Annotated in this window: 11 protein-coding genes, 3 tRNA genes and 1 pseudogene; 8 read left to right on the top strand and 7 right to left on the bottom strand. The window is 65.9% G+C overall.

Annotation, left to right across the window (positions count from 1 at the left end):
* Positions 1-194: 194 nt before the first annotated feature.
* The 6 genes from AC56LG_RS21595 to AC56LG_RS21570 all read left to right on the top strand — a co-directional run bounded on the left by AC56LG_RS21595 (position 195) and on the right by AC56LG_RS21570 (position 3,760).
* Complete coding sequence (locus tag AC56LG_RS21595) at positions 195-377, top strand: hypothetical protein (RefSeq protein WP_497168085.1); 183 nt, start codon at positions 195-197, stop codon at positions 375-377.
* 24 nt (positions 378-401) lie between these two features.
* Complete coding sequence (locus AC56LG_RS21590; protein ID WP_497168084.1) at positions 402-578, top strand: hypothetical protein; 177 nt, start codon at positions 402-404, stop codon at positions 576-578.
* Positions 579-766: 188 nt separating this feature from the next.
* The gene (locus AC56LG_RS21585) at positions 767-1,138 is read left to right on the top strand and encodes a LiaF transmembrane domain-containing protein (RefSeq protein ID WP_497168083.1); all 372 of its coding nucleotides are present in this window, start codon (positions 767-769) and stop codon (positions 1,136-1,138) included.
* Complete coding sequence (locus AC56LG_RS21580; RefSeq protein WP_497168082.1) at positions 1,131-1,922, top strand: LiaI-LiaF-like domain-containing protein; 792 nt, start codon at positions 1,131-1,133, stop codon at positions 1,920-1,922. Before AC56LG_RS21585 ends, AC56LG_RS21580 begins: the two co-directional genes overlap by 8 nt.
* Before the next feature lie 13 nt (positions 1,923-1,935).
* Positions 1,936-3,027 carry a sensor histidine kinase gene (locus AC56LG_RS21575; protein WP_497168081.1) on the top strand — a complete coding sequence of 364 codons (1,092 nt, stop codon included), beginning with the start codon at positions 1,936-1,938 and terminating at the stop codon, positions 3,025-3,027.
* Positions 3,028-3,031: 4 nt separating this feature from the next.
* Positions 3,032-3,760 (top strand): LytR/AlgR family response regulator transcription factor, encoded by a 729-nt coding sequence (locus tag AC56LG_RS21570; protein ID WP_497168080.1) that lies wholly within the window; start codon positions 3,032-3,034, stop codon positions 3,758-3,760.
* Positions 3,761-3,772: 12 nt separating this feature from the next.
* On the opposite strand, the gene AC56LG_RS21565 is transcribed toward AC56LG_RS21570, so the two are convergent.
* The 3 genes from AC56LG_RS21565 to AC56LG_RS21555 all read right to left on the bottom strand — a co-directional run bounded on the left by AC56LG_RS21565 (position 3,773) and on the right by AC56LG_RS21555 (position 8,607).
* Entirely contained in the window at positions 3,773-6,055 is a 2,283-nt protein-coding gene (locus AC56LG_RS21565; RefSeq protein ID WP_497168079.1) for an ATP-dependent DNA helicase, read from the bottom strand.
* The gene (locus AC56LG_RS21560) at positions 6,052-7,701 is read right to left on the bottom strand and encodes a VRR-NUC domain-containing protein (protein WP_497168078.1); all 1,650 of its coding nucleotides are present in this window, start codon (positions 7,699-7,701) and stop codon (positions 6,052-6,054) included. Before AC56LG_RS21560 ends, AC56LG_RS21565 begins: the two co-directional genes overlap by 4 nt.
* 102 nt (positions 7,702-7,803) lie before the next feature.
* Positions 7,804-8,607, bottom strand: a complete 804-nt coding sequence (locus AC56LG_RS21555; RefSeq protein WP_497168077.1) for a hypothetical protein — start codon at positions 8,605-8,607, stop codon at positions 7,804-7,806.
* Between the two features lie 150 nt (positions 8,608-8,757).
* Here AC56LG_RS21555 and AC56LG_RS21550 point away from each other — a divergent pair.
* Positions 8,758-9,303: pseudogene (locus AC56LG_RS21550) on the top strand (AAA family ATPase); the annotation flags it as partial.
* Positions 9,304-9,312: 9 nt separating this feature from the next.
* The gene (tssA, locus tag AC56LG_RS21545) at positions 9,313-10,320 is read left to right on the top strand and encodes a type VI secretion system protein TssA (protein WP_497168076.1); all 1,008 of its coding nucleotides are present in this window, start codon (positions 9,313-9,315) and stop codon (positions 10,318-10,320) included.
* Between the two features lie 75 nt (positions 10,321-10,395).
* Here the strand turns inward: tssA and AC56LG_RS21540 are convergent, their stop codons facing one another.
* The 4 genes from AC56LG_RS21540 to AC56LG_RS21525 all read right to left on the bottom strand — a co-directional run bounded on the left by AC56LG_RS21540 (position 10,396) and on the right by AC56LG_RS21525 (position 11,556).
* Entirely contained in the window at positions 10,396-10,980 is a 585-nt protein-coding gene (locus tag AC56LG_RS21540) for a phasin family protein (RefSeq protein ID WP_497168075.1), read from the bottom strand.
* Positions 10,981-11,174: 194 nt separating this feature from the next.
* Positions 11,175-11,259 (bottom strand) — tRNA-Leu (locus tag AC56LG_RS21535).
* Positions 11,260-11,325: 66 nt separating this feature from the next.
* Positions 11,326-11,410: transfer RNA gene (locus AC56LG_RS21530), tRNA-Leu, on the bottom strand.
* Between the two features lie 61 nt (positions 11,411-11,471).
* A tRNA-Leu gene (locus AC56LG_RS21525) sits at positions 11,472-11,556 on the bottom strand.
* Positions 11,557-11,673 lie beyond the last annotated feature (117 nt).

The following is an 11,673-nucleotide window of genomic DNA, read 5'->3' as shown; positions in this document are numbered from 1 at the left end:
CGCCAGTGTGCGCCACCTAACGGTGCGCTGCCGGCCGCAGGGCTATGATGAAGCCGTGTGAGTGAGGCGCCAGCGAATCCGTTCTGCAGGCCCCAAATATCTCAACAGGTTAGCCGGTCGCCTCGAGGATCGGCACCAGAATACCGGTCGGCGCCAGTGGCGGCGACGAATATATAACCGGAAGCGGAGGCCCGATGTCTGCGACGACCAAGAATCCACCGAAGCACCTGGTGCGCGAATACCTCGCCCGCCGGACGCGCGACTCACAGCCGCCGCCGACGCCCGAGGAAATCCGGCGCCAGCTGGGGTGGGGGATGGTGGAGGCGGAGGCGGACGACACCGGCCGCCAGGCGCAGCGGGCAGTCGTTTTCGGATAAATTGTTTTCACAGAGGAGAAGCACATGACCAAGCGTATCGGTAACAAACACGAAGCCCAGCACCGCGGCCGCGAAGAGCGCCTCGACATCCGCCGCACCAACATCGCACGCGAGGCCGTCAAGCAAGCCACCGCCCGCGCCAAGTACCGCAACCAGGTCCGCAACCAGAACCAGCCGGCCATCGCCGCAGCGGCCGCCTGATCGCTCCCCAATAGCAAAAAAGCCCGCCCGGCAACGTGGCGGGCTTTTTTTCGTCCCTCGCCGGCGCCATCGGAGGCATTCACCGATTCCTTCGCCGTTCGCCGACCCTACGCCGCCATTCGCCGAAAGGCGCTTTTCCTGTGCTGCGCTTCCCGCTATCGTGTATACATCACAACACGGAGGGCGACATGGGTAGCGACAACAACTATACGACGCGCAAGCAGATGATGTGGGGCCTGGTCCTGATCGTGGTCGGCATCATCTTCCTGCTCGACCGCATGTACATCGTCGATGCGGAGACGCTGTGGCATTACTGGCCGCTGCTGCTCGTCGTGGTCGGCATCAACCAGACCATCGGCTATCCGACCGCGCGCCAGTTCCGCAATGGCTTGTGGACAATCTTCACCGGCCTGTGGCTGTTCGCTGTGTTCGAGGGTTTGTTCGGCCTGACCTTCCGCAACAGCTGGCCGCTATTCCTGCTGGTGTGGGGCGTGCTGATGGTGCTGACCCCGGTCTTCAACCGCCGCTTCTCGCAGTCGAAGGAGAAGGACCATGCTTAAGGAAACTATGGAAGACCGGCGCGCCGCGCGCCAGGCACGCCGGGCCGCGCGCCGCGCCGACCGTGCCGACCGCGGCGCCACCAGCCAGGTATTGATGGGCGTGCTGGTGATTGCCATCGGCCTGCTGTTCCTGCTCGATAACCTCGATATCATCGACATCCACGACGCGCTGGCGTTCTGGCCGCTGGTCTTCATCTTTGCCGGCGTGGCCAAGCTGCTCGATACCACCTCGCCGAACGGTTACCTGGTCGGCCTGGCCGGCATCGGCATCGGCGTCACCATGATCCTGCACCGCCTCGGCATCATCTATTTTTCGTGGCGCGCGGTTTGGCCGCTGGTGCTGATCGCGGTGGGCGCGCTGGTGGTCTACCGCGCCATGACCGGCCAGCGCACGGCGCGCTTCGGCATGGTCGTCGTGGGAGATAAGGACAAGATGCAGGACGCGCCCGACGCCGAAATGCACACCGTCGATGTAACGGCGGTACTGGGCGGCTTCGAGCGCCGCGTGCATACCCAGGACTTCCGCGGCGGCGAAGTGACGGCTGTGATGGGTGGCTGCGCGCTCGACATGCGCGGTGCGTCGATGACGGGCGAAGCGGTGCTGCACGTGTTCGCGTTCTGGGGTGGCGTGACCCTGAAGGTGCCGCCCGACTGGACCGTCGTCCTGCAAGGCACGCCGATCATGGGCGGCTTCGACGAGAAGACGGTGGCGCCGCCCGACAACAGCAAGCGCCTGGTGGTGCGCGGCTACGCGATCATGGGCGGCGTCGAGGTGCGTAACTGATGGTGCACAAGCGATGATGCATGGCGCGTTCGGCTCCCGCCGCGGCACCGCGCTCTATCTCGCTGCCTGGGCCCTGCTCGGAGTGCTGCTCGCCGGCCTGATGATCGCCGCCGGCGATGCGCCCTGGAGCGCAAGCCTGCTGTTCGCGGTCCCGCTGTCGCTGGTCTACGGCTGCGCCAGCGGGTTTTCTGCCTACTACCTGTGCCGCGCCTATCCGCTCGCCAGCCGGCCGCTGCTCTCGGTGCTGGGCGTGTTCACCTGCACCGCGATATGCGCCGGGGCGCTCTGGACTGCTGCCGGCAGCGGCTTCGCCGAAGCCCTGCGCCCACTGGTGCCCGGCCTGCCGCGGATGACGCGGGCCTTCGCCGCCCTGATGTTCGGGCTGGGCGTGATCCTGTACGGCTTGAGCGCGGTAGCGCATTACCTGGCGCTGGAATTCGAACGTGCGCGCAGCCTGGAACGGCGCGAACTGGAGATGAAGCTGGCGGCGCAGGAAGCCGAGCTGCGCATGCTGCGCACCCAGATCGATCCGCACTTCCTGTTCAACAGCCTGAACTCGATCAGCGCGCTGACCTCGATCGACCCGCAAGGCGCGCGCGGCATGACCTTGCAGCTATCGAGCTTCCTGCGCCGCAGCCTCGGCATGGATGCCCAGCGCAAGGTGCCGCTCGACGAAGAGATCGCATTGGTGCGCGACTTCCTGGCGATCGAACAGGTCCGCTTCGGCGCGCGCCTGCGCTTCGAACACGCGATCGGCGCCGGGGCGGGGCAGTGCCTGCTGCCGCCGATGCTGCTGCAGCCGCTGGTCGAAAACGCCGTCAAGCACGGCATCGGCAACCGCCTCGATGGCGGGCTGGTACGGATCGATGCCGAATGCGCCGGGTCGCTGTTGCGCATCCGCGTCGAGAACGACGCCGACGAGGACGACGCATTGCAGCCTGTCTCGTCGGCGGCCGCCGGCTGCGGCATCGGCCTCGCCAACGTGCGCCAGCGCCTGCTGGCGACCTATGCCCACGAGGCGAGCGTGCACTGGACGCGCCTGGATGCGCGCTTCCGGGTCGACATCGCGCTGCCGGTCGAAACCCCGTCCCTGAAGGAGGCTTGACTCCATGCGTGTCATCATCGTCGACGACGAATTCCTGGCGCGCGCAGTGCTGCGCGAATACCTGGCGAGCTTCCCCGGCATCGAGATCGTGGCCGAATGCGCGAACGGCTTCGAGGCGGTCAAGGCGATCGGCGAACTGCAGCCGGACCTGGTCTTCCTCGACATCCAGATGCCGAAACTCGATGGCCTCGAAGTGGTCGAACTGGCCGGCGCCCGTACCCGCTACGTGTTCGTGACCGCCTACGACCAGTTCGCATTAAAGGCCTTCGAAGTGCGCGCGATCGACTACCTGCTCAAACCCTTCAGCCGCGAACGGCTGGCGCAGGCGCTCGACAGCGTCGCGGTGCGCGCCATGGCGCCGGAGCAGGTCGAAGCGGTGGCGCTGGAAGCGGCGCGCCGCAACGGCCCGCTCGAGCGCATCCTGATTCGCGACGGCGCGCGCGTGCACGTGGTGCCGACCGCGCAGATCGACTGGATCGAAGCCCAGGACGACTACGTGCAGATCAGCGCCGGCGGGCGCCCCTACCTGAAGAACGGGCGCATGGCCGAACTCGAACAGGGACTCGATCCGGCGCTGTTCGTGCGCGTGCACCGCTCCTACATCGTCAATGTCGGCGCCATCGCGCGCATCGAGGCGCCGACCAAGGACAGCTGGTGCGCGGTGCTGCGCGACGGCCGGCGCGTGCCGGTCAGCCGCAGCGGCTACCAGAAGCTGAAAGACCTCATGCGCTGATTATGCACGGGTTCATGCTTGCAGGCGTTCGACCTGCCACCAGCGCGGCAGCAGCTCGCGCACCGCAGGCTGGTCGAAGCGGTCGTCGATCAGGTAGACCACGCCCAGGTCCTGCTCGGTGCGGATCACGCGCCCGGCCGCCTGCACCACCTTTTGCAGGCCGGGATACAGATACGTGTAGTCGTAACCGGCGCCGAACATCGCCTGCATGCGCGTGCGCAGCTGTTCGTTGACCGGGTTCAGTTGCGGCAGGCCGAGGGTGGCGACGAAGGCGCCGATCAGACGTGCGCCGGGCAGGTCGATGCCTTCGCCAAAGGAGCCGCCCAGTACCGCAAAACCGATGCCGCGGCCATCGGGCTGGAAACGCTCCAGAAAGGCGGCGCGTTCGCCTTCGCTCATGCGGCGTTCCTGGCGCCAGATCGGCACGTCGGGATACTGCTGCGCGAACAGGCTGGCGGCCTGTTCCAGGTAATCGAAGCTGCTGAAAAAGGCCAGGTAGTTGCCGGGCGCCCGCGCGTATTGCTCGCCCATCAGGCGCGCGATCGGCGCCAGCGAGGCGCTGCGGTGCTGGTAGCGGGTCGAGATGCGATTCGCCACATGCACGGCCAGCTGGCCTGCCGTGAAGGGCGACTCGACGTCGACCCAGCCGGTAGTGGCGGGCATGCCGAGCAGGTCGGCGAAATAATGCCAGGGGCTGAGCGTGGCCGAGAACAGCGTGACCGAATGCGCGCCCTCGAAGCGCGGCTTCAGGAAGGGCGCCGGCACCACGTTGCGGATGCACAGCAGGCTGTCCTTGCCCTTGGTTTTGCTTTCACGGGTGAGGTCGCACAGCGAATGCTCACCGAAGGACTCGGCCAGGCGCGCGAAGGCCATGGCATCGAAATGAAAGCGCTGCAGGGCCGCGTCGAGCGGACCGGGATGCTCGGCAACGAAGTCGTTGATGGTGCTGGTGGCGTTGGTGAGCGCGGTCAGCAGCTTCTCGTCGGGGGCGCCCAGCACCTGGTAGGGCAGCGGCGCGGTGGCGTCGATCTCGCTCCAGGCGCGTGCGATCTTCGACAGCGCTTTCTTTACCAGGGGCGGCGCGGCGGTGCGGGCCGCGCGCAGGGCGGTGCGATCGAGTTCGCACGAATACATCGAACGCGCGCGCGACACCATGTTGTGCGCTTCGTCGACCAGCACGCTGGCGCGCCAGCCGTTGGCCTGGGCCAGCGCGTACAGCATCGCGCTGCCGTCGAAATAATAGTTGTAGTCGCCGATCGCCACGTCTGTCCAGCGCGCCATTTCGCTGCCCAGGTAGTAGGGACAGACATCGTGCGCCAAGCCGATCTCGCGCAGCGCGGCGCGGTCGAGGACTGGCACGCCGAGCGCGGCCTGGCGCGCGGCGGGCAGGCGGTCGTAGAAGCCGTGGGCCAGCGGGCAGGAATCGCCATGGCAGGCTTTGTCAGGATGCTCGCAGGCCTTGTCGCGTGCGGCCAGTTCCAGCACGCGCAGCGGTAACTGGGGCGCCGCGCTGCGGATCGCTTGCGCCGCGTCCAGCGCCAGCTGGCGGCCCGGCGTCTTCGCGGCCAGGAAGAAGATCTTGTCGATGCGCTGGGCGGGCGCCGCTTTCAGTACCGGGAACAGGCTGCCGATCGTCTTGCCGATGCCGGTCGGGGCCTGGGCCAGCAGGCAACGCTGCGTGCTGTTCGCCTTGAACACGGTTTCGGCGAGCTGGCGCTGGCCGGGGCGGAAATCCGCGTGCGGGAAGCGCAGGTTGGCCAAGGCCGCGTCGCGCGCCTCGCGGTGGCGCAGTTCCTGTTCGGCCCAGGCGACGAAGCGGCCGCAGGCGTCTTCGAACATCGCTTTCAATTCGGCGGCAGTGCGCATTTCGCGCAGCGCGGTTTCCAGGCCGCTGCCGATCTCGTAGTAGACCAGCGCCAGGTTGACGCTGTCGAGGCCACGCGCGGCGCACAGCAGGTGGCCGTAGACACGCAGCTGGGCCCAGTGCAGGTGGCGGTGGTTGTCCGGCATCGTCGACAACTGGCCGCGGTAGGTCTTGATTTCATCGAGCAGGTTCTGCGCCGGGTCATAGCCGTCGGCGCGGCCGCGCACGTGCAGCGGGCCGAAGTCGCCCGCCAGGCTCACTTCGGCCTGGTAGCCGTCGCCGCGGCGTGCGGTCACGACCTGGTGGCCGGCGATCCCTTCCTGGGCGGTGGGCGAGGGGGTAAAGCGCAGGTCGAGGTCGCCGCGCTTGGCGGTGAATTCGCACAGCGCGCGCACTGCCACGACATATGTGGGCTTGCTTTTCTCGCTCAAGCAGCCTGCTCCCACTGCAGGTAGCACACCGCCACCGGCATGTCGTGCGTGGCGCAGTAATCGATCCAGCGCAGCTGGTTGTCCTGCAGGCGGTCGCCCGGCCCCTTGACTTCGATCATGCGGTAGCGCTTCTCCAGCGGCCAGAACTGGATCAGGTCGGGGAAGCCGGTGCGGTTGGCCTTGACGTCGGCCAGGATGCGCTCGCACCAGCGCTTGACGTGCGCGGCCGGGATGCAGTCGAGCGCCAGTTCGAGCAATGGACGATCGAGGTATTCCCAGGACACGAAGGGCGCCGAGATGCCGGCCTTTTCCTCGAAGTGCGCGAGGATGGTGGCGCGGTAGCGGCCGTCCTCGCACTGGGCCAGGCAATCGGCGAATTCGGTGGCGCGGCGCTGATGGAAGTCGAGGCTGTGCAGATCGGTCGGGGCGCGGTGGAACGGGTGGAAAAAGGCGCCGGGAATGGCGGCGAAGATGGCGCGCCAGCACAGCAATCCGAACAAGGCATTCGCCAGCATGTTCTCGACATAGAACACCGGCGCTTCCGCGCAGCCCAGGTGGTCGCGCACCGCGCCTTCGACCCAGGGACCGTCACAGGGAACCGGCAGGCAGAGATCCAGGCGCACGGGCGCGGCGGGGCGAGGCACGATCGCCTTCGGGTGGCCGAGCTTGCGCGCCAGGCGCGGCTTGAGGCGCGCCAGGTGCTGGCGTTCGGCGTCGTTCTCGGGCGCGCGCTCGGCTTCCTGCAGCAGCTGCCAGGCATCGGGATAACGTTCGGCCTTCTCCAGCACCCGGATCGCGCGCCCGCGCGAACCCGGATAGCCGCAGCGCGTGTAGACATCGATGGCGCGCTGCCAGTCCTGCTGCTTTTCGAAATGCTGGCCGACCTGGAACAGGAATTTCTCGCGCCTGCCCTCCAGCCAGTCGTTGTCGAAGGCATGGATCGGCAGCTCTTCCATGACGTCCTCGATCGGTTCGAGGCCTTCCGCAAAGCGATCCTTGCAGCCATGCAGGTGCAGGTAATGGTCGATGTCGCGACGGTGGCGGAAGCCGCGCGAAGCTTCGGAGAACTCGACCTGTTCGTAACGGAACAAGCCCAGGTCGGCCAGCACGAATTCGGTCCAGTCCTGGCGCAGGTTGCCGAAGAAAATGAGGCGCAGGCGGTCGCACAGCGGTTTTACGAGGATGCGCAGGGCGACGTCGGTGCAGCCGGCATACCAGTTCGAAAAGGCGCGGCTGTCGCCAAAGGAGGCGCGCAGCGCTTCGAGCTGATCGGCCTTGCGTGCACTCTTTTGGTGCAAATGGGAGTGGAAAGCCTCGGCGATCTCGGGCTTGGCCAGCAGGTCGAAGAGTTCGTCGAGCGAGAGCACGGGATCGATCTCGATCCAGCCGGACGGCAGCAATTGCTGCGCCGCTGCGACCGGGCAGCCAATCTCCGCATAATTCATTTTGCTGGCGCGGAACAGGTTCCCTTTCCGCATGACCATGCGCACGAACAGGGCACGCGCCGGCTGGGACAGCGCCGGGAAGGCGGCGATGAATGTTCGCTCTTCGTCGGTGAGCAAGTCGGCATAGCGCCCGCCGATCCAATCGAGGACCTTCTGGAAATTATCCAGATAATAAAACTCGTTTTCCAGAACCCTGTTCATGATATGCGGCGACAACTGTGCTTATGTACAGTATAGCCGCAGGCATTGGCCAGGCCCAGACCTTTCGGCCGCCGGACTGCGCGGCCGTGGTTTTTTGCCACATCAGGGATTGCCCGGCTTGCGCGCGCACTGCGGACCTTTGCAGGCGGTGGCCGCGTCGCGCTCGCCGCGGTGCCGTTCCGAGTGCTGGATGATGGCCGAGATCAGGGCGACGTCGCTGTCGACCGCTGTGTCGCCGCTGGTGGCGGCCTTGCGCTGGCGGGTGGCGTCGGGCTTGGCTCTTGCCGTGGCGACGGCGCGCGCCTTGGTCGGTCTGGCGGCGCGGCTTGCGCTCTTCGCTGCCTTGTCCGCCTTTTTCGCGGCCGCCGGCGCCGCGGCTTTGGCCACTTTTTTCTCTGCGGCTGGACGCGCGGCGGGCTGAGGCGCTTCGGCCTTGACCACCTTCTTTTCAGCGGTGGCGGGCGGCGCCTCGGCCTTGGCGGCTTTCGGCTGTGCGCTTTCCGGCATGGCGCGGGGCGTTGGCGCCGGCTTTGCGCCCTCGAGTTCGTGCGGCGGCAACATGACCAGCGGCGGCGGGGCGCTGGCCTCCGCCGTGTCGCGCGCCGGTGCGGACTCGTCGACGATGACGGCCGTGCGCGGCGCATCGGCGGCAGGCGCCGCCGCGGGCAGTGATGCGGGCGCGGGCGAGGTCAGCTGCGGCGGAGGAGCCTCGGCCAGCACCGGCGATACGGGATTGGCCAGCTCATGTTGCGCCATCAATTCCTGCCCGGTCTGGTGACTGTCGTAAGCGAGCCACGCGATGCCGCCGGCAAGGATGCCGACCAGCGCCGCCGCCGCGCCGTAGGAAGCCAGGCGGACTCCCGACATGCGCGTGCCCGGACGGCGGGCGGAGTCGCGCTCGAGCATTGCAAGAATATTTTCCTCGCCGGCGGTGCGCCGCGACGACATCAGGTTTGGTCTTGTCGAGGCTGCTTGATTTTCGTCTGTAGGGCGCACTGCGTACCTCCTAAGATGGTCGTTTCTGCTCTGATTAGAAACAATCTGGGAGAATCCATGCTGATCTTCCAGGTCTTCGACAAGGGCGTGCTGGACGATGCCGAGGGGCGCCAGATCGACTTTCGCAACACGATCATCATCCTTACTTCGAACACGGCATCGTCGACCATGATGCAGGCTTGCCTGAACAAGTCGCCCGCCGAGATGCCCAGGCCCGATGCGCTGCTCGACGCCATCCGCCCGCAGCTGATGAAGCAGTTCAAGCCGGCCTTCCTCGGGCGCATGGTGACCATCCCGTTCTATCCGATCGCCGACGAGGTGCTGGCCAATATCATCCGCCTGAAACTGAACCGCATCGGCCAGCGCGTGCGCGACAATCACGGCGCCACCTTCGAGTACGACGAGGCGCTGGTGAATGCGGTGCTGGCGCGCTGCACCGAAGTCGATTCCGGCGCGCGCAACGTCGACACGATCCTGAACGGCACCCTGCTGCCCGAGATCGCCGACAGCGTGCTGGCCAGCATGGCCGCGGGCGGATCGATCGCGCGCATCAAGGTCGGCGCCACCAGGGCCGGCAAGTTCAAGTACGCGATCGACCCCGCTTGAGGAGGTCCCATGTTCAAGGTCGAACAGTGTCTCACTCCCGTCTCCGCCGCCGCCCCGTGCGGCGAGGACCTGGCGTTCTCGCCCGAACTGGACGCCATCGCCCAGGCGCGCAAGGCCGACGATCCGTCGATCGAGCAGGGCGCCTGGGTCACCACACTCAAGGAAGCGGACTGGAAGTTCGTCACCAAACGCTGCGCGCAACTGTTGGAAACGCGCAGCAAGGACATGCAGCTGGCGGTCTGGCTGACCGAAGCGAGCGTCAAGACGGGCGGCCTGCGCAGCCTGGGCGACGCGCTGCTGGTGCTGGCCGGGCTGTGCGAGCGCTACTGGGACGACGTCTATCCGCTGGCCGACGAAGACGGCTTCGAGCGCCGCATCGGCAACCTCGGCTGGATCGCGGCGCGCGTGCCGCAACTGGTGGCGGAATGCCCGCTGACCGAAGGCACGGCGTTTTCGATGCGCGACATCGAGGCGGCGCGCGTCCACGGTGCCGAAGCGATTGCCAACGTCGAAGCGGCGCGCAGCCGTACCTCGAAGGTCTTCCAGGCGGCGCTGCTGGAGGATGCCAACCACTGCCTGGCCGCCCTCGGTGCGCTGGAACAGGCGGTCGATGCGCGCCTGGGCGCCGATGGTCCCGGTTTTACCGCAGCGCGCACGGCGCTGCAGAACCTGGCGCACTTCGTCGCGCCTGCTGCGGGCGCCGCCACTTCGCTGTCGGCCGCGTCACCGATGGCGCTGCCGGTCGCGCATGCGGACGGCGCCCTGATGCCGGTCGCGGCGGGCCTGCCGGTATTCGCCGGCACCATCGCCAGCCGCGCGCAGGCGCTGGGCCAGCTGCGGGCCGTGGCCGATTTCTTCCGCCAGACGGAACCGCATAGCCCGGTCGCCTACCTGGCCGACAAGGCGGCCAGCTGGGGCGAACAGCCGCTGCACCTGTGGCTGAAAACGGTCGTGAAAGATGCGGGCGCGCTGGCCCATGTCGAGGAATTGCTGGGGATCGAGAAGGAAGAGGGTTGAAATATTCTTTCATCCGGCTGGGCTGGATGAAAGAATATTGCAGGGCGGCGGTTGCCGCCCTGCGCGTGTTGACGCTTACTGAGCCGGCTTGTCGTTCGGCTGTGCACTGGCCTGTGCAGCCGGCGCCGCGCCCGGATTGAACTGCGACGACGCCTTGGCGATCTGCTCCTCGACGTTCTTGACCGCCTCGCGCGTGGCTTGCGTCACCTGCTCGTAGCCCTTGAAGGCATTGTCGATCGCCGCCTTGATGATCTCGACCGCGTTTTCCGAACCGGGCTTGACGTTTTGCGTGACGTCGTAGATCAGCGCCGACAGCGTGCTTTTCGCTTCGGCCACGTGGACGTCGGCGGCGCGGCGGAATTCGCTTTGCATTTCCTCGATGATGACCTTCATCTGGTCGCGGTATTCGACGTTGCCGGCCATGTCCGGCGTCATGCGGGCGGAGAGGGCATCGAAGGCGGCGCGCGCGTCGCGTGCCTGCGAGAGGTCGCGGCTGGCTGCGAGCGTCTTGTCCATGGTGCTGCGGGCGGTCGCCATGTTCAGGGCCATTACCTGTTCCAGACCCTTGACCGTTTTATTGGCCAGCATGTCGAAAGTCTGCATCTGCAGGTCGAACAGGGTTTTGGTGGCGGATGCGAATTGTTCCGGACTTGTGAACATCAATGTCTCCTCGGTGTTATGAATACTGCGATGGACGACGTGCCATGTAACCACCCCATTATTTAACAAGGATGCGCTTTTCGCAACGGCTGTCCGGTTGAGGAGTGAGAGGGCGGACGCAACAACGCAAAACGCCGCAAACCTTGTGCAAGGATTGCGGCGTTTTGCGCCGGTCATATCGACCAGAAAAGCTTTGGTGCCCACGGAGGGACTCGAACCCCCACACCTCGCGGCACATGGACCTGAACCATGCGCGTCTACCAATTCCGCCACGTGGGCCTGCATTTACAACCAGGTATAACAAACAACGGTACAACAAGATATTGCGGATTTACTGCCAGTAGATGGTGCCCACGGAGGGACTCGAACCCCCACACCTCGCGGCACATGGACCTGAACCATGCGCGTCTACCAATTCCGCCACGTGGGCATTTAATACAGCATTACATCGACAACGGTACGACAAGATACTGCGGAGTACATCCAGTAGTTGGTGCCCACGGAGGGACTCGAACCCCCACACCTCGCGGCACATGGACCTGAACCATGCGCGTCTACCAATTCCGCCACGTGGGCATTGTTACTGCTACAGCCAACATCATTTCGGCGATGAGTCCTGCGCTCAAGAGCACAGGCTACGTCTTCGTTCACCGAAGCTGATACAATATCAGGCTTTCCTGTTTTTCGCTAGAT

Source organism: Telluria sp. ZB2R32, from assembly GCF_059685715.1.
This window is presented reverse-complemented; position numbering and strand designations above follow the sequence as displayed.